The sequence below is a fragment of the Amycolatopsis sp. DSM 110486 genome (genome assembly GCF_019468465.1).
Classification (GTDB): Bacteria; Actinomycetota; Actinomycetes; order Mycobacteriales; family Pseudonocardiaceae; genus Amycolatopsis.
Genome location: NZ_CP080519.1, coordinates 9772721 through 9793259, shown reverse-complemented (window position 1 = coordinate 9793259; position 20539 = coordinate 9772721). Strand labels below are relative to the sequence as shown.

The 20539-nt window shown below is 71.2% G+C and carries 15 protein-coding genes and 2 pseudogenes; 16 read left to right on the top strand and 1 reads right to left on the bottom strand.

Features of this window, described 5'->3' with window-relative positions; all coding sequences use genetic code 11:
* Positions 1-136 precede the first annotated feature (136 nt).
* From K1T34_RS47235 to K1T34_RS54175, 7 genes and pseudogenes are all read left to right on the top strand, one after another.
* The gene (locus K1T34_RS47235) at positions 137-901 is read left to right on the top strand and encodes a sulfite exporter TauE/SafE family protein (protein WP_220241318.1); all 765 of its coding nucleotides are present in this window, start codon (positions 137-139) and stop codon (positions 899-901) included.
* An 84-nt stretch (positions 902-985) separates the two neighbouring features.
* Positions 986-3250, top strand: coding sequence for a xanthine dehydrogenase family protein molybdopterin-binding subunit (locus K1T34_RS47230; RefSeq protein ID WP_220241317.1), 2265 nt, complete (start codon positions 986-988; stop codon positions 3248-3250).
* A 1-nt stretch (position 3251) separates the two neighbouring features.
* Entirely contained in the window at positions 3252-3722 is a 471-nt protein-coding gene (locus K1T34_RS47225; RefSeq protein ID WP_220241316.1) for a (2Fe-2S)-binding protein, read from the top strand.
* On the top strand, positions 3719-4534 hold the full coding sequence (locus tag K1T34_RS47220; RefSeq protein WP_220241315.1) for a xanthine dehydrogenase family protein subunit M: 816 nt from the start codon (positions 3719-3721) through the stop codon (positions 4532-4534). The genes K1T34_RS47225 and K1T34_RS47220 overlap by 4 nt, the downstream gene beginning before the upstream one ends.
* 85 nt (positions 4535-4619) lie before the next feature.
* Positions 4620-5318: a flavin reductase family protein gene (locus tag K1T34_RS47215; protein ID WP_220247777.1), complete on the top strand. Its 699-nt coding sequence runs from the start codon at positions 4620-4622 to the stop codon at positions 5316-5318.
* 102 nt (positions 5319-5420) lie between these two features.
* Positions 5421-6179, top strand: a pseudogene (locus K1T34_RS47210) (RHS repeat-associated core domain-containing protein); the annotation flags it as partial.
* A complete protein-coding gene (locus K1T34_RS54175) occupies positions 6159-6929 on the top strand; it encodes a YwqJ-related putative deaminase (RefSeq protein ID WP_370643859.1) in 771 nt (256 codons plus the stop codon). The pseudogene K1T34_RS47210 and the gene K1T34_RS54175, both read left to right, overlap by 21 nt.
* Before the next feature lie 128 nt (positions 6930-7057).
* Here K1T34_RS54175 and K1T34_RS47205 read toward each other — a convergent pair whose 3' ends face one another.
* The gene (locus K1T34_RS47205) at positions 7058-8005 is read right to left on the bottom strand and encodes a hypothetical protein (RefSeq protein WP_220241314.1); all 948 of its coding nucleotides are present in this window, start codon (positions 8003-8005) and stop codon (positions 7058-7060) included.
* A gap of 185 nt (positions 8006-8190) precedes the next feature.
* Here K1T34_RS47205 and K1T34_RS47200 point away from each other — a divergent pair, with 185 nt between their 5' ends.
* From K1T34_RS47200 to K1T34_RS47160, 9 genes and pseudogenes are all read left to right on the top strand, one after another.
* Positions 8191-8682, top strand: a complete 492-nt coding sequence (locus K1T34_RS47200; RefSeq protein ID WP_220241313.1) for a helix-turn-helix domain-containing protein — start codon at positions 8191-8193, stop codon at positions 8680-8682.
* Between the two features lie 174 nt (positions 8683-8856).
* The gene (locus tag K1T34_RS47195; RefSeq protein WP_220247776.1) at positions 8857-9363 is read left to right on the top strand and encodes a DinB family protein; all 507 of its coding nucleotides are present in this window, start codon (positions 8857-8859) and stop codon (positions 9361-9363) included.
* A gap of 72 nt (positions 9364-9435) precedes the next feature.
* Complete coding sequence (locus K1T34_RS47190; protein WP_220241312.1) at positions 9436-10365, top strand: 2-dehydropantoate 2-reductase; 930 nt, start codon at positions 9436-9438, stop codon at positions 10363-10365.
* 290 nt (positions 10366-10655) lie between these two features.
* Positions 10656-11504, top strand: a complete 849-nt coding sequence (locus K1T34_RS47185) for an ESX secretion-associated protein EspG (protein ID WP_220241311.1) — start codon at positions 10656-10658, stop codon at positions 11502-11504.
* A 56-nt stretch (positions 11505-11560) separates the two neighbouring features.
* Positions 11561-11950 (top strand): hypothetical protein, encoded by a 390-nt coding sequence (locus K1T34_RS47180; protein ID WP_220247775.1) that lies wholly within the window; start codon positions 11561-11563, stop codon positions 11948-11950.
* A gap of 10 nt (positions 11951-11960) precedes the next feature.
* The gene (locus K1T34_RS47175; RefSeq protein WP_220241310.1) at positions 11961-13904 is read left to right on the top strand and encodes a WXG100 family type VII secretion target; all 1944 of its coding nucleotides are present in this window, start codon (positions 11961-11963) and stop codon (positions 13902-13904) included.
* Between the two features lie 7 nt (positions 13905-13911).
* Positions 13912-14202: pseudogene (locus K1T34_RS54170) on the top strand (type VII secretion target); the annotation flags it as partial.
* A 435-nt stretch (positions 14203-14637) separates the two neighbouring features.
* Complete coding sequence (locus tag K1T34_RS47165; protein WP_220241308.1) at positions 14638-15225, top strand: YbaB/EbfC family nucleoid-associated protein; 588 nt, start codon at positions 14638-14640, stop codon at positions 15223-15225.
* 240 nt (positions 15226-15465) lie between these two features.
* Complete coding sequence (locus tag K1T34_RS47160) at positions 15466-20514, top strand: RHS repeat-associated core domain-containing protein (RefSeq protein WP_220241307.1); 5049 nt, start codon at positions 15466-15468, stop codon at positions 20512-20514.
* Positions 20515-20539: the final 25 nt, after the last annotated feature.

Below are 20539 nucleotides of genomic sequence, written 5' to 3'. Positions count from 1 at the left end.
GGCGGGTTGCCTTCTCTTCAACGTACTCGCCTGTCCGCCTGTTGCCGGGCGTCCGTTCGGCGGTGTCCGTTCCGCCGGAAGTGACATGTATAACAACCTATACGGCGGCGCGGGAGCGCGTGTTCTGATTGCCGGCGTGATCATCGACGCGGGCGAGTTCGTCCTCTTGCTGCTCGCCGGAGTGGGCGCCGGCCTCGTCGGCGCCACCGCGGGACTGGCCTCGCTCGTGTCGTACCCCGCGCTGCTCGCCGCCGGGATGCCGCCGGTGGTCGCGAACATGACCAACACCGTCGCGATGCTCGGCACCACCGCGGGCGCGGCCGCCGGTGCGCGGCCTGAGCTGACGGGGCAGTGGCGCCGCCTGCTGCCGCTGTGCCTGATCACCACGGCCGGCGGTGGCTGCGGCGGGCTCGTGCTGCTGCTGACGCCGCCCGACGCGTTCACCGTGGTGGTCCCGTGGCTGATCGGCGGTGCGGCGCTGGTCCTGTTGGCGGGTCCGCGGTTGCGCCGGTTGGCGGAAGGCGCGGAGCGCCACGGCATCGGCCCGGTCACCGGCGCTGCGGCGTTCCTGGTCGGCGTGTACGGCGGCTATTTCGGTGCCGCGGCGGGCGTGCTGATGCTGGCGCTGCTCACCACCGTGTGGACGCAGCCGCTGGCCCGCACGAACGCGGCCAAGAACATCGCCACGGGCACGGCGAACCTGATCGCCGCGGCCGTCTTCGCGTTCACCGGCCGCGTGCTCTGGCCCGCGGCGCTCGCCGTGTGCCTGGGTTCGGTCGCGGGGTCCTGGCTCGGTTCGATCCTCGTGCGGTACCTGCCCGCGACCCCGCTGCGGATCGCGATCGCGATCGGCGGGCTCGTGCTCGCGGTGATGCTTGCCCGCGAAGCCTACGCGGGCTGATCGCAGCGGAACCGTTGCCGTGCCCGGCTGACGCGCGGGCACCCCAGGGGGCATGATCGGCGGGGTACCCGAGCAGGAGGCCAGATGAGCATTGTCGGCACCCGCGTGGTGCGCGTCGAGGACGAGAAGCTGATCACCTCGGGCGGAACGTACGTCGACGACTTGCGGGAGGCGGCGCTCACCGGCGCCGTCCACGCGGTCTTCGTGCGCAGCCCGATCGCCCACGCGCGCATCACCGGCATCGACACCGAAGAGGCGAAGCAGGCACCGGGAGTCGTCGGCGTTTTCACGGCGGCGGATCTCGACCTCGCGCCTCAGCAAGTCGGTCCCGTGACCGAACCGTTCCTCGCCACGGACGTCGTGCGCTACGTCGGCGAACCCGTCGCGCTGGTGCTCACCGAAGAGCGCTACCAGCTGGCCGACGCGGCGGAGCTGGTCGACGTGGACTACGACCCGCTGGACGCCGTGGCGAGCATCGACGCCGCGCTGTCCGGCGAAATCGAGCTGTTCCCCGGTGGTGGTGGCACCGGCAACGTCATGCAGGTGAACGGCGCCGAGGAGTTCGACGACGCGGTGTTCGCGGACTGCGACGCCGTCGTCACGCAGACGATCCTCAACCCGCGCGTGGCCCCGGCGTCGCTCGAGGTGCGCGGCGGATCGGCGGCGTGGGGCGAGGACGGCCGGCTGACGTTGTGGCTGTCCACGCAGAACGCCCAGATCGCCCGGACCACCGTGGCGGGTGCTCTGGGGCTCGGCGAGGAACGCGTGCGCGTGATCGCGCCGGACGTCGGCGGCGGCTTCGGCGCCAAGATCGGCGCCGACCCCGAGGCGAGCCTGCTCGGCTGGGCCGCGCGTGCCGTCGGGCGGCCGGTGCGGTGGACCGAGTCGCGCAGCGAGAACCTCACGGCGATGACCCACGGCCGGGCGCAGCAGAACACGGTGACCATCGGCGGCAAGCGCGACGGGGCGGTGCTCGCGTACCGGATCGACGTCGTGCAGGACAGCGGCGCCTACCCGCGCGCCATGTTCCTGCCCACGCTGACCGAGATGATGGCGCCCGGCGTGTACCGCTTCCCCGTGGTGCAGACGCGCAGCCGCTGCGTGGTCACGAACACCACGCCGATCGCCGCCTACCGCGGCGCGGGCCGGCCCGAGGCGACGGCCGCGGTCGAGCGCGCGATGGACCTGTTCGCCGCCGAGATCGGGATGGACCCGGCCGAGGTGCGGCGGGTCAACTTCATCCGCCCGGAGGAATTCCCGTACACCACGCCGACCGGCGGGGACTACGACACGGGCGAGTACGCGGCGGCGCTCGACAAGGTGCTCGAGGCCGCGGGCTACGCCGAGCTGCGCGCGGAGCAGGAGCTGCGCCGCGCCGCGGGCGACCCGGTGGCACTGGGTCTCGGCATCGCGGCCTACGTCGAGATCACCGGCGGCGACGCGAGCGGCGAGAGCGGCCGCGTCGATATCCACGAAGACGGCTCGGTCACCGCGTACACGGGCAGCTCGCCGCACGGCCAGGGGCTGGCGACGTCGTTGGCGATGCTCCTGTCAGACCAGCTCGGCGTGCCGCTGGCGAAGATCACCGTGAAGCACGGCGACACCGACGAGGTCCCGCGCGCGGTCGGCACGTTCGGCTCGCGGTCTCTGCAGCTCGGCGGCTCGGCGGTCCGGCAGGCGGCCGACGAGGTGATCGCCCAGGCCCGGGAGCTCGCGGCCGACCTGCTCGAGGCCGCGGCCGAGGATCTGGAGCTCGACACGGAACGCGGGGTCTGGCAGGTGCGCGGCGCGCCGTCGAGCACCACGCTCGACTGGGCGCGGATCGTGTCCGCGGCCGAGAGCGCGGCGCTGTCGGCCGACGTGTGGTTCGGGGACGGCAAGCCGACGTTCCCGTTCGGCGCGCACCTCGCCGTGGTCGAGGTCGACACGGAGACGGGCAAGGTCGAGGTGCGGCGGCTGGTCGCGGTCGACGACGCCGGGCCGGTGGTGAACCCGCTGACCTTCCGCGGCCAGCGCCACGGCGGGCTCGGCCAGGGCATCGCGCAGGCGCTGCTGGAGGTCGTGAACTACGACGAGGACGGCAACCCGACCACGGCCACGCTCGCGGACTACTCGTTCGTGACCGCGACCGAGCTGCCCGACTTCGAGCTCGTGGACATGGCGACGCCGACGACTCGGAACCTGCTGGGGGTCAAGGGGATCGGCGAGGCCGCGACGATCGGGTCGACGCCGGCGGTGCACAACGCGGTGGTCGACGCGCTCGCCCACCACGGCGTGCGGCACCTGGACATGCCGACCACCCCGATGCGGGTCTGGGCGGCCCTGAACGACGTGAGGAAGGCGGACTGACGTGCGGGTCTCCATCGAGGTGAACGGCCGGACCACGGCCGGGGAGGTGCCGGACCGGACGCTGCTGGTGCACTACCTGCGCGACACCGTCGGGCTCACCGGCACGAACATCGGCTGCGACACCACTTCGTGCGGCGCCTGCACGGTCCTGTTCGACGGCGAGTCGGTGAAGTCGTGCACGGTGCTGGCCGCGCAGGCCGACGGGCACGAGGTGACCACAGTGGAGGGTCTGGCCGGCGACGACGGCGAGCTGCACCCCGTGCAGCGCGCGTTCCGCGAGCAGCACGGGCTCCAGTGCGGCTTCTGCACGCCGGGGATGATGATGGCTTCGGTGTCGCTGCTGAAGGAGAACCCGCAGCCCTCGCGACGCGAGGTCCGGGAGGCGCTCGAAGGGAACCTGTGCCGCTGCACGGGTTACCACAACATCGTGAGCGCCGTGGTCGAGGCTTCCGGGCAGGAGGTGGACCGGTGATCCCCGCCGAGTTCTCCTACCGTCGGGCGTCCACTGTGGACGAGGCGCTGGCGCTGCTGGCCGAGCACGGTGAGGACGCGAAGCTGCTCGCCGGCGGGCATTCGCTGCTGCCGCTGATGAAACTGCGGTTCGCGGCGCCCGAGGTCGTGGTGGACATCGCGCCGCTCGACGAGCTGAAGTTCGTGCGGCTCGACGGCGAGGAGGTGGTGATCGGCGCGCTGTCGCGGTACCACGACCTCCACAGCGACCCGGTGCTCGCCGAGCACGCGCCGCTCATCGCGCACGCTTCGGGTGCCGTCGGAGATCCGCAGGTGCGCCACCGCGGCACGCTCGGCGGTTCGCTCGTGCACGCCGACTCGGCCGCCGACCTGCCCGCGGTGATCCTCGCGTCCGACGGCGTGCTCGTCGCGCGCGGTCCGGCGGGGGAGCGGCGTATCCCGGCATCCGAGTTCTTCCTGGGCCCGTTCACCACGCCGCTGGAGCCGGACGAGCTGCTGACCGAGATCCGCCTGCCCAGCCAGGCCGGACTGGGCTGGGGCTTCGAGAAGTTCACGCGCCGGAACATCGACTGGGCGATCGTGGGCGTCGCGGTGGTCGGCAAGTCCGTGGGCCTGATCAACCTCGGCGGCACCCCGCTGCGGGCCGCGGCGACGGAGAAGGCGCTGGCGGACGGCGCTTCGGCCGACGAGGCCGCGGCGCTCGCCGCCGAGGACACCTCGCCGCCCGACGAGCCCCACGCGTCGGCGGAGTACCGCCGGCACCTGGCGCGCGTGCTGACGCGGCGGGCACTGCTGGCGGCGGGCATCGCCTGAGCCGCTCGGCCGGTGGGGAACGGGCGTGATCGTGACGTCCGTTTCCCGCCAGCCGAGCGCGCCCGGCGTGCGCAGACTGGGGAACGTGAACACGACGTTTCCCTTGCACACGGCCATCGAGCCCGGAATCCTGTACTTCGGCACCCCCGTGGTGCTGATCTCCACGACCAATGAGGACGGTTCGGCGAACCTCGCCCCGATGTCCTCGGCGTTCTGGCTCGGCTGGCGAGCCATGCTCGGCCTGGGCGCGCGCTCGAAGACCACCCAGAACCTGCGGCGCACGCGCGAATGCGTGCTGAACCTGCCTTCGGCCGCTCTCGCCGCGGCCGTCGACCGGCTCGCGCTCACCACAGGCTCGGACCCGGTGCCCCCGGGCAAGCAGCAGCGCGGCTACTTCCACGTCGCCGACAAGTTCGGCCGCGCGGGCCTCACCCCCGTCTCGTCCGAGACGGTCGCGCCGCCACGCGTCGCCGAGTGCCCGGTGGCCATGGAGGCCGTCCTCGAGGCCACCCACCCCTTCGCCGCTGACGACGAGACCCAGCACGGCTCCATCGTGGGCCTGGAAGTCCGCGTCCAGCGCGTCTTCGTCCACGACGACATCCGCCTGCCCGGTACCGACGACCGCGTGGACCCCGACGCGTGGCGTCCGCTGATCATGAGCTTCCAGAAGCTCTACGGCCTGGGCCCGCAGGTGCGCGAGTCGACGCTGGCGTCCATTCCGGAGCGGCTCTACCGCGGTCCGGACATCGAGCGGGCCCGCCGGGCGGGGGTCCAGACCAATTGATAACTTGTGAATTCGAGGTGACAAGGCCTGGTGGGGAGGGGCACGTCCGTGAACAATCCGCTGATCGCGCAGACCCAGGATTCCACGAAAGCGTAGTCAGGGATCTCGCTGCTCGAAACCGCGAACGACCTGTCGACGGCGATCCAGTCGGGTGACTGGGCGTCGGTGGCGATGGGTGCGGTCGGGACGGCGCTGGATGCGTTGTCGATGGCGATGGACCCGTTCGGTGCGATCCTGGCGGCCGGTGTGTCGTGGTTGATGGAGCACGTCGGTCCGCTCAAGGACGCGCTCAACGGGCTCACGGGCAATGCGGACCAGATCGCGGCGCAGTCCGAGACATGGGCGAACGTCGCCAAGGAGCTGGGCGGTATCTCGTCGGACCTGAACGACGCGATCAGCGCGGATCGGCAGAGCTGGTCCGGGTCCGCGTCGGACGCGGACCGGCAGCGGGCACAGGACCTGGGCACTTCGTTGCAGGCGGCGCAGAAGGGCTGTGAAGGCGCTTCCTCCGCCGACGCACAGCGCGGCTGGGTGGACACGAACTTCTACGCCATCGTCACCGATCTCGTGGGCTCGCCCCAGGAGCTCGTCGACGACGGCGGCCGGGTGGTCTGGCACGCGCGCCACACGGCCTGAGGCGCCGAGCCGGGCGCGGCGGTCCCGGCCGGTCCGGCGACGACCCCGCTGCGGTTCCCCGGCCAGTACCACGACGCGGAAACCGGGCTGCACTACAACTTCTACCGCTACTACGACCCGGCGCAGGCGCACTACCTTTCGCGCGACCCGCTCGGGATGCGGGCGGGGCCCAACCCCCGCGCGTATGTGCCCAACCCGACGACGATGCTCGACCCGCTCGGCCTGTTCATGTGCGTGCAGTCCGAAGCGGAAGAGGTCGCGGACATCGCGTCGCGCAACAACTTCCCGACCGCGATGGCGTCGGTGCTGCGTCCGGCCGGGCACGACCAGAACTCGGTGTTCTACGGCTTCAGCGGCCGCGGGAACCACGACATCCGCACCGGCCGGCAAGGGTCGTACGCGAACCAGAACCGGCTCAACGGCCGCAACCCCGAGACCCACAAGCTGCCGGGCGGCACGACGCAGCACCCGAGGCTCACGCAGGCGCTGAACAACGTGCCGCCGAACCGCCGCGCGGAGAACTTCCAGCACGGCGGGTGCGCCGAGATGGACGCGGTCAACCAGGCACTGCACGACAGCCGCGGCCGTCCCCTGACGCGGCAGGCGCTGCAGAACCGGCTCGACGACCTCAACGGCGGCCGGATGGGCATCGCGGGTGTCGACAGCAAGACGGGCGGGCTCAGCGACCGGCAGGGCCGCTACTTCCCGCCCTGCACGACCTGCGACCACGTGCTGGGGCAGTTCGGGATCCGCCCGTCGGGGCACTCGGACCCCACGCTGCCCGCGCGCCCGTTGCCGCAGGCCGCGCCGGCCCCGGCGCCGGCTCCCGCACCGGCGGCTCCCGCCCCGGCTCTCGCACCCGCTCCGACGCCCACACCGGCTCCGGCTCCTGCTCCCGCTCCTTCGGGCCCGGCGCCGAGCAGTTCGACGGCGCCGCCGAAACCGTCGTGGGCGGACATCGCTAAGCGCCGCTGACCCGGCGCGCAGTCGTCGCACCCGAGCGGGGCGGGGCCGCCGCGGTTCTCACCGAACCGTGGCCCCGCCCCGAACTCCGGTGGGGCGGTGCGGGATCACACTGTCCACAGAGGAGTGATCGGGGTCTGTCACCCCGCCGTCCACGCGGCCAGTGCCGGCGCCAAAGCCTTGATCCCCGCGGTCACCGCGGCGCGGCCCTTCGCCGACGAGGTGGCGGCCGGCTGCTGCGTCAGGAGCACCACGACGAAGCGGGAGTCGACGATCCCGGTGGTGTTGAGCACGAGCGACGAGCGCAGGATCATCCAGCCCTGCTTGATCTCCCACGTCGTGCCGGGCATGCCGTCCGGGATGCCGAAGTACTGCGGGTAGCCGTCGTCGGCGGGCTGGCGCGCGTCGGCCATCGCGGTGAGCAGTGGTTGTGCCGTGGCGTCGGGGACGGTGTCGGTGAGGTAGCGGTAGGTGGTGACCACGTCGTCGGGGCTCATCTTCGTCATGCCCCACTGGCCCGGGTCCGTCGGTTCGAGTGTGTGCGAAAGCCCGATGAGGTGGGCCATCCGCCCGACGATCGCGGTCCCGCCGTCGGCTTCCCACAGCTTGTCGGCGACGGCGTCGTTGCTGCCGGAGATCATGTCGGTGAGCTCGTCGGCGGTGTCGCCGGAGGGGACCTGCCAGGTGCCGTCGTCGTACAGTGAGTCGAGCGCGATGAGCAGCTTCACCACGGAAGCCGTGTAGTACGAGGTTTGGGGGTTGTTCAGCGCGAGCGTCTTGCCCGTCTTCGTGTCGTACACCGCGAGCCCGACCTTCGTGCCCTTCGACGCGGCGGTCACCGCGTCGACTACATCGTCGGCCACGGCCGAGGGGTCGGGCAGAGGAGGCGAGGAAGTGGTCGGTGGTGTCGTCGACGTCGGTGGTTCGCTCGTGGACGGCGGCGCGGGGGAGGACGAGGGCGGTGGCAGCGTCTGCGCCGCGGGCATCGTCGTCACGTGGCGCGTATTCACCGTGACGACGACCGCCGTCGTGAGGACCGTCGCGGTGAGCCCCGCGGCAGCCAGTGTCCATCTCAGCCGTCTTGCCATACCCGGGACAACGCCGCGGAACCGCTTTGTTGCAGCAGATTCCACCTGTCTGTTTCCTGTGTGTTGCTGTGAAGCCGCTGTGATCGGCCGAACGGCCCAGCGCCCGCCCGCCGCGTGCTACGGTCGATGACGGCTTGCACCGCGAAAGGCAGCGAACGCGGTGTGGTGGAAGGAAGGGAGCGGTGATGGTCCGACGCATCCAGTGGTCTGGGCAAGCGTGCCCGATCGCCCGGGCGGTCGACGTGCTCGGTGAACCGTGGACGTTGCTGATCCTGCGAAACGCCACCACGGGTACCGCGCGCTTCGACGAGTTCCGCGACGAGCTCGGCATCGCCGACAACGTGCTCACGACCCGGCTCACCAAACTCACGGAAGCAGGGCTGCTCACGCGCGTGCCGTACCGCGACGGCGGCCGCACCCGCCACGAGTACCGCCTCACGAAGGCCGGCGCCGACGCGCTGCCGGTGCTGCTGTCCCTCGCCGAGTGGGGCGATGAGCACACGCGTTCCGACCCGCCCGCCGAGCGCATGCTGATCGTCCACGGCGCCTGCGGGGCGCGCACCCGTCCCGGCACGCTGTGCGACGAATGCGGCGAACCGATGCGCCGCGAGGACATGCTCTGGTACCGGCCGTGGCGCTCGCCCGAACCCGTGGCGCTCGCGGAACCCGTGAGCTGAACCTCGCGCCGCGCGAATCCACAGTGGACAGTCCACGGGGTACGGGAGCCCGGGTCCGTGCGCCGGGTCGCGCACGAAGCCGTGCGGCTGGAGGCGCCCGCGGCGGCGCCGTTCGCCGCACCTTGGCGCGGCGGTAGCCTGAGCCCGGACGTGTCACCGGGTGAAGGGGGAGCCGTGGCGACGGAACGGATCGGGCCGCCGGCGATCGCGGGGGAGCGGGAGATGCTGCGCGCGTTCCTCGACTTCCACCGCGCGACGCTCGCGATCAAGTGCGACGGCCTCTCCGACGAGCAGCTGCGCCGGCAGTCGATGCCGCCCTCGTCGCTGTCGCTGCTGGGGCTCGTGCGGCACCTGGCCGAGGTCGAGCGCGCCTGGTTCCGCCGGGTGATCGACGGCGAGGACGTGCCGCTCGTCTGGTCGGCCGACGGTGACTACCAGGCCGCCTACGACGCCACCGACGGCACGCGGGCCGAGGCCTTCGCCGCGTGGCAGGCAGAGGTGGAGCACTCGCGGCGGATCGAGGCGGCCGCCGAGTCGCTCGACGTCGTCGCGTACAACGCGCGGTGGGGCGAGGACGTCTCCCTGCGGCTGGTGATGCTGCACCTGATCCACGAGTACGCCCGGCACAACGGCCACGCCGACTTCCTGCGCGAGGGCGTCGACGGCGTCGTCGGCGTCTGAGTCGAACCGCCGAGGTGTGAGAGCAGTGACTCTGGCTTGGCCTAGACAAGTCAGCGGCCTACTGCCGCACGGGTGACGAGCGCGAAGCGAATCCTGGTGGTGGGTGCCGGCGCGACCGGCGGGTTCTTCGGTGGCCGGCTGGTGCAGGCCGGCCGTGACGTGACCTTCCTGGTGCGCCCCGGGCGCTCGGCGGCGTTGAGCGAACGCGGCCTGCGGATCACCGGGCTCGGCGAGGAGACGGTGCTCACACCGAAGCTCGTGCACGCCGGTGAGCTCACCGAGCCGTACGACCTCGTGCTGTTCACGGTCAAGGCCGCTGGGCTCGAGCAGGCGATCGAGGACGTGGCGCCGGCGGTCGGGCCGGACACCCTCGTGCTGCCGGTGCTCAACGGGCTGCGCCACCTCGACGCGCTCGTGGCCCGCTTCGGCGAGCAGCGGGTGCTCGGCGGTGTCGCGATCGTGATGACCACTGTGGACGGTGTGGGCGACATCCGCCGCCTGTTCGACCTCCAGTCGCTGACCTACGGCGCCCGCACCGAGCCGGCGCCGGCCGGGCTCACTGGGGTGCACGAACTGCTCTCGGGTGCGGGCTTCGACACGGTCCTGTCCCCGGACATCACGGCCGCCATGTGGGCGAAGTGGGTGTTCATCGCCTCGATCGGTGCCGTGACCTCGCTCATGCGCGGCACCGTCGGCGACGTCGCCGGGCAGCCGGGCGGGATCGCGTTCGCCGAGGCCGTGGTCGCCGAGTGCGCGGCCGTCGCGGCGGCCGCCGGGCACCCGCTGGAGGCCGCCGCTCTCGAGAACGCCCGCGGTACCGTGACCGAGGTCGGCTCCCTGCGCGCGCCCTCGCTCTACCGCGACCTCACGGCCGGGCTGCCTGTGGAGGGCGAGCAGATCTTCGGTGATCTGGTGGACCGGGCGCACGCGCTCGGGGTGTCCGTACCACTGCTGGAACTGGTCCGGCTGAACCTGCGCGTGTACCGGTCACGGCTGGGCTGAGTCCCCGAACGAACCCCGTTTCGGCACCCCGGGAGAAGTCCGTGAACTTTTTCGCCGATCGCGGTGAACCGAATCGGCTCCGGCCCACGTGATGGGTGCGGAAGGGCGCGAAGGCCGTGCCCGGGTTGACACGGACGGATGGTCTTTCGGGCACCGGTTCGAGTGGTGATTTCCCGTCACACCAGGACTGCTACGCTCCGATCAGTGACATCTGCGCCCCTTTTGCGCAGGTGTCCGGACCGCGGCGCAGCGCCGTGCACGACCCGCCGTGGGGAAGGAAGCTCTCGGGTATGGCGGACAGGTTCGAGTTCGTTCTCGACGTCTTCGAAGCTCTTGTAGTCAGCCAGGCAACCGGCGGTGACATCCGCCAGTACCCGTTGCGAATCGGCACGGTGCCTTCGGATCCCATCCGGTTCGTCCGCCTGGCGACCCAGGTCTACCGGGCGATGGAGGACAAGCGGCTCTCCACTCATGGTGAGCTCAGCCCCCACGTGCAGACGGCGTTCGGGTTGCTCGCCCGGCCGCGCGTCTCCGTCGCGGTGGCCGGGGTCGACGGCGTCGGCGCCGACATCGCGGTGCTCGCCCTCAGTGACGGCAGGCAGGCGCTCGGGATCACGCAGAACCCGCGCACCGACGACCTGCTGTTCTCCCTCTTCGCCGACGAGGACCTCGTCGACGTCGTCACCGGCGTGCTACCTCCGGCGCGCGCCGCGACGACCGGCGCCCACGAGGTGAGCCGGCAGGCGACGCGTGCGGTGTCGGCGATGACCGCGCGGCGCATCGCCGAGGCGGCCGAGGACGAGGAAGAGACGGACGCGTTCGGGATGATCGAGGTCCGCGGGACCGTGCGGCCCAGCCGCACCGACCCCCGTGTGACACCGACGCCTGGCAGCACCGAGGTGTTGGAGCGCGTCATGGCCGCGCCGCGCCTCGGCGGCGGCCACGTCACCGTCACCGGCTGGGGCCGGCACGGCGAGCTGCGCGCGGCCGACCCGCTCAGCTGGCTCGACACGCAGGACGGCCGCTACCTGATCCACACCACCACCGGCGAGGCCGGTGACCTGAGCGCGAAGTACGTCCCCGCAGGGCGGTCCGAGGTGGCCCGCGCCGTGCAGAACGCCATCGCCGCCGTCTACTGACGCGCGCGCACCAAGAGGAGGGAGATCCGGTGGCCGACGACGCGACCCCGGCGAAGATGACTGCGCGTGAATTTACACCGCAGTTGTCCGGGACCGAGCTGAAGCGATTGGCGCAGACCGGCAGTTTCGCGGTGGACGACACCACCGGCAACCAGATGATCGAGGCGCTCGAAGGTGTGATCGACACCCTTCAGGCGCGGTGGGACGCTTTGCAGAAGCTGGGCACTGCCCCGGCTCTGTCGTCCACGGCGACCGGTCAATGGGTGTCGAACCACATGCTCAACACCGCCAGCGACGCCCAGGGCTTGCTCACGCAGCTGCAGGCGGCGCGCGACGAGTTCCCGACATACGTCGAGGCGATCAAGCTGGCGAAGCAGAACTACAGCAACACCGAAGCCGGAACGCGCGACACCATCAACCGGCTTCCCGTCGACGAGCTGACCTGAGGAGGATCTCGTGGCCACGACAACCGACACGTCCACCTCGGCGGTTTCAGACCCGTCGTCACCGGACTACGACCCGCACAGCCCCTACTACGAAGTGACGGCCGACTCGTCGTCGAAGTACTTCGTCGGCCCGGTCAAGCCGGACGACGTCGCCTCCGGTGACCAGATCCGTGCCGACGCCGCCAAGGAGGTCGACGACGAGATCGCCCAGGGCTGGCTCGGCCCCGTCGTCGACCCGAAGACGCGCAACGACAAGATCCAGGAGCTCTACGAGCAGCGGCTCGTGGAGGCGAAGTCCGGCCTCGACGGTGGTCTCCAGCTGCGCCAGACCGACGGCGCGCCTTACACCGACTGGTCGCAGGCGACGCACGAGCAGATGCAGCAGGCCATCACCCAGCAGGCGAACTCGGGCACCGTGGCCGAGTCGTCGGAGGAGTGGGTGCAGGTCGGCAACGACCTGGCCACGCACCAGCAGAACCTCGCGCAGGCGATCTCCGCCAGCACGAGCAACTGGCAGGGCGCGGGCGGCGACGCGGCGCGCGAGCACCTCGCGAACGTCGGCAAGTGGCTCGGCACCACCGCCCAGGGCGCGACCCTGGCCGGGCGCCAGCAGGAGATCCACTCGCAGGCGCTGAACCAGACGCAGATCGCGATGGCCGCGAACCCGCCCGTGCAGTTCAACGTGCAGGACGCCAACGCGCAGCTGCAGCAGATCAAGGACCCCACCGAGTACGCCGCGCAGGCGTCCAAGGCGATGGCGACCTTCACCGAGCAGCAGGCCGCGCGCCAGCAGGCGGCGCAGCTGATGACGCAGTACGACCACACGATCGGCTCGGCCGTCGTGACGCCGGCGTTCGCGGCTCCGCCGAAGCTGCCGGGCTCGACCGCCGCGAACGGCGGCGGCGCCGGTGGCGCCGGCGGTGGCGGTGCCGGGAGCCAGGGTCTTCCGATCGGCCCCGACGGCCTGCCGATCGGCCCGGACGGCCGGCCCATCGGTCCCGACGGGCTGCCGATCGGCGGTGCCGGTGGTGGCGCGGGCGGCGGCGCTGGTGGCGGTGCCGGTGGTGGCGCCGGCGGCTTCAACCCGCCTCCGCTCAACGTGCCCGACGGTCCGGGCGGCGCCGGTGGCGGTGGTCTCGGCGGTGGTTCCGGCAGCGGCGCCGGCGGCGGTGCGGGTGGTGGCGCCGGCGGCTTCAACCCGCCTCCGCTCAACGTGCCCGACGGTCCGGGCGGCGCCGGTGGCGGTGGCCTGGGCGGTGGCGGCCTCGGCGGCGGCTCCGGCCTGCCGAACGACGAGACCACGAAGACTTCGGGCTTCACGCCCCCGCCGCTGAACGTGCCCGACGGTCCCGGCGGTACCGGGATCGGCGGCGGTGGCTTCAACCCGCCGCCGTTCAACCCGGGCAGCGGTGTCGGTGGCGGTGGCCTGGGCGGCGGCTCGGGTTCCGGCACGGGCTTCACCCCGCCGCCGTTCAACCCCGGCACGGGCGTCGGCGGTGGCTCGCTCGGCGGTTCCGGTGGCGGCCTCGGCGGGGGCTCGGGCAAGATCCCGACCATCGGCCGTAGTGGCGGCATCAACGGCGACAGCATCAGCAGCCGCCTCGGCGGTGGCGGCGGTGCCGGTGGCGGCGGGATCGGCGGCATCGGTGGTGGCGCCGGCATCAAGGGCGCAGGCCTCGGTGGCGCGGCCGGCGCGGGTGCCGGTTCCGGTGCCGCGGCGACCGAGGAGGAGCTGGCCGCGCGAGGCGGTGGCGCACAGGCGGGCGCCAAGGGCGCGGCCGGTTCGCCGGGCATGGGCGGCATGGGTGCCGGCCAGAAGGGCGGCAAGGGCCCGGAGGACAAGGAGCACAAGATCGCCGACTACGTGGAGTCGGACGACCCGAGCTTCTTCGCCCCGGACGAGGTCGTCGCGCCGCCGGTGATCGGTGACTGGAAGAACAAGGACTGGAAGTGAGGCGGGGATGACCAGCGGAGGCTTCGACGTCGAACCCGACGAGCTGACGGCGCACGCCAGCCACCTCGACGGGCTCGTGGACCGGCTGAACAACGCCGTGCAGGCGGCGGACTACGCGTTGAACGACGACGCCTACGGCCTGCTGTGCGCGTTTCTCCCGCCGATCGTGAACCCGACGGGGGAGCAGGCCAAGGACGCGGTGAGCGCCGCGGCCGAAGGCATGCAGACCACTGCGGACAACGTCCGCACCACGGCGCAGGCGTACATGGACGGCGACTCCCAGGAGGCGCAGCCGTTCCTCAACCAGCTGGCCAACAGCGACGAGGCGGCGGGCTTCACCAGCGGGGGCTCGGACGGCTACTCGTCGAGCAGCTACCCGTCCGGCAGCGAACCGCTGTCGCCGCGGATCGGCACGACGATCCCGAGCGAGCCGCTGCAGGAGCCGCTGTCGCCCCGCATCGGCACCACGGTGCCGAGCGAGCCGTTGCAGGCGCCGCTGGAGGCCGATCGCCCGTCGTACCGCATCGGCACGACCGTGCCGAGCGAGCCGTTGCAGGCGCCGCTGTCGCCTCGCATCGGTACCACGGTGCCCGACCAAGAGCCCGTGGTGAACCCGTCGTCGTTCAGGATCGGCACGGTCACCGAGTAGCCGGTGCCAGTTGGCGCCGGGCGACGCTTCGCCCGGCGCCACCCGAACAGTTCAGCAGCAGGCAGATCGAGGAGTACGAACACCATGACCAGTGCGGGAGGGTTGGGTGACCTGATCAGGGACCCCGACGAGGCGATCCGGCGGATGGACGAGTGGGCGGCGGGCTTCGCCCGCAAGGCCGAGCGCTACGCGGCCGCCCAGCAGGAGACCGAACGGCTGCGCCTCACGGCGTCGAGCCCCGACGGCACCGTCAAGGTCACCGTCGGCGCCGACGGGGTCGTGTCCGACCTGGTCTTCGGGTCCAAGACGCGGACCATGCCGCAGGAGGAGCTGGCCCGCATGGTGCTGGACACCATGCGGCGCGCGCAGTCGGGCATCACCCAGCGCGTGGCCGAGGTCATGACCGAGAACCTCGGCGACGAGGACCAGGACACCCGCTCCGCGCTGCTCGGCAGCCTCCGCAGCCGCTTCCCGGACCTCGACGAGCCCGAAGACGGCCCGGGCGAGCCGGAGCCGCCGGCCCCGACCCCGCCGCCGGTGCCACCCGCGCCGTCGGCCGGTGGCGCCGCGACCCCGCCGCCGCCCGCCGCTCCGCCGGGCCCGGCCGGTCCGGCTGCGCCGCGCCGCCGAGGTGGCATCGACCCGGACGAGCAGGACAACAACCCCTGGTGATCCCCGATGTCCACTGAGGACAGTGGACTCGTGGTGGGTCGAGGTGCTCCGTGGTTGCGGCCGGCTTGTCCGGCCGGCCGTAACCACGATTGAAATCGAAATGACGGTCGCGGATGTCGGCCGAAGAGAAATTGCCGAATTCCCGGTTGCCGTGTTTCCCGGAATCACGTGCTTTTTCTTTCTTCGCAGTTTCTTTTTTTCCCGGCAGGGTTCGCTCGCCGGCATAGGAGGGGTGTCGAAGTGAGCAATCCGTTGATCGCGCAAACCCAGGACTCGACGAAGGCGTATTCGGGGATTTCGCTCCTGGAAACCGCCAACGACCTGTCCACGGCGATCGAGTCGGGTGACTGGGCGTCGGTGGCGATGGGTGCGGTCGGGACGGCGCTGGATGCGTTGTCGATGGCGATGGACCCGTTCGGCGCGATCCTGGCGGCCGGTGTGTCGTGGTTGATGGAGCACGTCGGCCCGCTGAAGGACGCGTTGAACGGGTTGACCGGCAACGCGGATCAGATCAAGGCGCAGTCGGAGACGTGGGCAAACGTCGCCAAGGAACTGGGCTCCGTTTCCTCTGACCTGACCGACGCGATCAACGCCGACCTGCAGTCGTGGTCCGGGTCTGCCTCGGACGCCTACCGGCAGCGGGGGCAGGACCTGGCGACGTCGCTGCAGGCGGCGCAGAAGGGCTGTGAAGGCGCGTCCTCCGGGGTGAAGACCGCGGGTGAGGTGGTCGCCGCGGTCCGCACGCTGGTGCGCGACATCATTTCCGAGCTGATCGGGCACATGATCAGCTGGGCCCTGCAGGTCGTGTTCACCCTCGGCATCGGTCTCGCCTGGGTCGTGCCGCAGGTCGTGAGCGCGGTGGCGAAGACGGCGTCGCAGATCACCGGCCTCGTGACGAAGCTGGTGAAGGCGCTCAAGGCGCTGGTGCCGTTGCTGAAGAAGGCCGGGACGCTGTTCGAGGACGCGGGCAAGGCGTTCAAGGGTCTCAAGGGCGGCAAGGTCACCCCGCCGCCCAAGGCCGGTGACCTCTCCGGCACCCCGAAGGCCCCGCCGGTCAAAACCCCCGGCGGCGACGGCGGCGGCACCCCGAAGGGCGGCGGTTACGAAGGCACGCCCAAGGACTACACCCCGCCCCCGGGGAAATCGAGCGGCGACGACAGCACCTCGGCCTCGGGGTACGAGGGCGACCCGAAGGACTACACCCCACCTCCGGGCAAGTCCGGTGGCGACGACTCCACCCACGCGTCCGGCGCGGGCGGCGGCGAGTCCGGTGGTGGTGGCACGCCCCCGGGGAAAACCGGCGACACCACCCACACCTCGAGCGAGGGCGGCGGTACCGGTGGTGGTACCGGTGGCGGTGGCGAGATCCCGCCGCCGACCAAGGCGCCCGACACCGGGTCGGGCACCAAGACCTCCGGCGCCGGGAACTCGAGGGGAGTGACCGACAAGCCGGAGCCACCGCGCGATGGCGCGGTGGGCACCGACGACCGCGTGTGCGAGTCGGACCCGATCGACATCGCGACCGGCGACGTGGTGATGACGGTGCTCGACCTGGTGATGCCCGGGCTGCCGGAGCTTTCGCTGGAGCGCACGCACATCTCGTCCTACCGCGCCGGCCGGCTGTTCGGCGCGACGTGGGCGTCCACTCTGGACCAGCGCCTGGAGTTCGACGACGAGAACGCCTGCTACTTCTCGGCCGACGGGATGATCCTCGTGTACCCGCTGCCGGGCGCGAACGCGGCCGTGCTCCCGGTCGAGGGCCCGCGGCTGCCGCTCGTCGCCACCGAGTCGGGATACCGGCTGGCCGACCCGGCGGGGCAGGTGGACCTGGAGTTCGCCGCGGTCCCGGGGTCGCGTCCCGGGGTGTTCCCCCTCGTCGCGATCGAGCACGCCGGCGGCGACCGGATCGACTTCGAGTACGGTCCGTCCGGCGTGCCGGCCGGGCTCACCCGATCCGACGGTCGTGCGGTCCGGTTGCTCAGCGAGCAGGGCCGGATCACCGGGGTCGACGTCACCGCCGCGGCCGGCGACGTGTCGGTGACCGTCGCCAGGTTCGGCTACAACAAGCTGGGCCAGCTGACGAACGCCTCGAACTCGTCCGGGCTGGCGGCGGGCTACGACTACGACGTGCACGGCCGCATGGTCGGCTGGCAGGACCGCACCGGTACCTGGTACCGCTACGTCTACGACGCCGACGGCCGCTGCGTGCGCACGGTGGGCCCGCAGGGCTACTTCAGCGGCGCCTTCGCCTACGACCGCGAGCGGCTGATCACGCGCTACTCCGACTCCCTGGGCAACGTCACCGAGTACCACCTCAACGAGGCGAACCAGATGCTGCGCCGCGTCGACCCGATGGGGAACGTGACGGGCTACGTCTGGGACCGCTACGACCGGCTGCTCGAACGCGTTGACCCGCTCGGCCGGACCACGGCGTACTCCTACGACGCCGACGGCGAGCTGATGTCCGTGACCCGTCCCGACGGTTCCGTCGTCGAGCTCGGCGGCGACGACACGGAGCTGGCGATCACGGTGCGGGACGAGGACCGCTACTGGAGCCGCACGTACAGCGGCGACAACGTGCCCGATCCGCTGGCCGACCCGCTCGGGGTGTCGACCGCGCTGAGCTACACCGAGGTGATCGACCGCCAGAACGCGAGCCCGGTGGTCGCGACGACGAGCACCGGCGCCGCCGCGGCGCCGGACGCGCGCGACGTGTTCGGCCGCGCGACCACCGTGCTCAACCGGTCACGGCGGCAGGTCCGCCTCGGCTGGACCGTCGAGGGCGAGGAGAATCTGCGGGTCCACCCGTCCGGGATCCGGGAGGCCCGGCGGTACGACGCGGAGGGCAACGAGGTCGAGCACGTCAACGGTGCCGGGTTCGCGAGCCGGACCGAGTACGGGCCGTTCGGGTTGCGGACGGCGTCGATCGACGCTTCCGGCGCGAGGACCACCTACGCCTACGACACCGAGCTGCGGCTCACCTCGGTGACCAACCCGTTGGGTCTTCAGTGGAGCTACCGCCACGACGCGGCGGGCCGGCTCGTGGAAGAGGTCGACTTCGACGGGCGTGTCCTGCGGTTCGACTACGACCGCGCCGGGCAGCTGGTCCGGTCGGTCAACGGAGCCGGCGACCAGACCGACTACGTCTACGACCAGCTCGGCAACGTCCTCGAACGGCGCACTCCGACCGGGACGACCCGCTACGCGTACGACCCGGTCGGGCGGATGATCCACGCCGTGATCGGCGACGTCGAGCTCCAGGTCGAGTACGCGCCCGACGGCACTCTGCTCAGCGAAACCGTCGACGGCCGCACCGTGACCACCAGCCGCGACGAAAGCGGCGCGACGGTGCGGCGCACGCCTTCCGGGGCGGAGAGCGTGTGGAGCTTCGACGCCGCGGGCAATCCCGACGCGGTGACGGTGGGCGGGCACTCCGTGCGCTTCCGCCACGACGAAAGCGGCCGGGAGATCGTGCGGACGATCGACGGCCGGGTGGTCGTCTCGCACGCCTTCGACAGCGACGAGAACCTCGTCGCGCAGTCGGTGCGGACCGGCGGAGCCGAGCGGAGCCGCCGGTTCACCTACCGGCGTGACGGCTTCCTCACCGCCATCGACGACGAGGTGGCCGGCCCGACGCAGCTGGTCCTCGACGCCGTCGGCCGGGTGGTGGAGCTGCGGACGCCGCAGGGCAGCCGGCAGTACCGCTACGACGGCCTGGGCAACGTCGTCGAGTCCGCCGAACCGGTGGCCGCTGCGGTCCACCGCTACACGAGGAACACCCTGGTGGGCGCGGGCGCCACCGCGTACGAACACGACCTGCAGGGACGCGTGGTCCTGCGGCGCGAGGGCGACCGGGCGTGGCGCTACACCTGGGACGCGCACGATCGGCTGATCGGGCTTCTCACCCCCGAAGGTGACCGGTGGACGTACCGCTACGACCCGGTGGGCCGCCGCATCGGCAAGCAGCGGCTGGTGCCCGCCGCGGGTTCGTGGCGGGTGGCCGAGACCTTCGAGTTCTCGTGGAGCGGTGCACAGCTCGTGGAGCAGTGCCACATCGACGAGTCGGGTGCGCGGACCGTCACCACGTGGGAGTACCACCCGGAGGACGACCGCCCGATCCTGCAGGTCGGCCAACCGTCCACTGTGGACGAGCAGTTCTTCTCCATCGTCACCGACCTGCTCGGCACCCCGACCGAACTGCTCGACGCCGACGGATCCACGGTGTGGCGCGACAGCGGCGGGCTCTGGGACCGCGCCGGCGGCGCGACGCTCACGCCGCTTCGCTTCCCCGGCCAGTACGCCGACAGCGAGTCAGGCCTGCACTACAACGTCTACCGCTACTACGACCCGGCCACCGGCCGGTACCTCAGCCAGGACCCGCTCGGGCTCGGGCCCGCGGAGAACCCGGTCGCGTACGTCCCCAACCCGTTCGCGGACTGCGACCCGCTGGGCCTTGCACCGACGAAGGGCAAGAAGGGCGCCTGCGGCGGCGGTTCCGGTGGCGCCTCTGACCGGCCGGGCGCGAGCAACGATGCGAGCAACGTCCCGGACAAGAAGGGCAAGGGCAAGAACAAGGCGAACGACACCGACACGTCGGCCAGTTCGAGCGGTGGCAAGGGCGGCAATGGAAAGCTGAGCGCGGACAAGGAATCGTACAACCTCGGCGACCACAACGGGGTCGACGTGAACGTCGACTCCCACCAGGCCAAACACCAGCAGGGCGGCAACAGCTTCCTCGGGATGAATCCGTATAAGGGCGGGTCGGGGACCAAATTCCCGGGCAACGTGGACGAGTCGTGGCACCAGAACCACATGGCCGAACAAGTCGGGAAGATGACCAACGAGAAGACCCGCCCGTTCGATCAGAGGGTTTCGGACGCGGAGACCAAGTTCGAAAACCAGAAGGAAACGGTCACCGACCTCAAGAACAATGGTATGGACAAGGTCCAGGAGCTGAAGAACGCCAAGAAAGACCCCAACGCTTCGGCCGACGACATCACGCGGCTGGAAAAGGAGCGAGACTCCCTGGCGGCGGATTACAAGGCTGCAAAGAAGGATCAGGACGACTTCGAGCAGCAGTACAAAGCCGAGGTCGAAGCTCGCAACAACACGGTGATCAACGACTACAAGAAGGTCCCGCAGGACGACGGGATCATCTACGACATCACGACCGGTTACGACAGCACCAAGGGTAAGTGGACGTCGACCTACCACGCCAACCCGCCGGACGACAACTGGTGGAAGAACTACGGCAAGGACATCGGGAAGCGCAACTCCAACCTGAGCTGATCGGGCAGTGGCTTCTCGGCCGTCC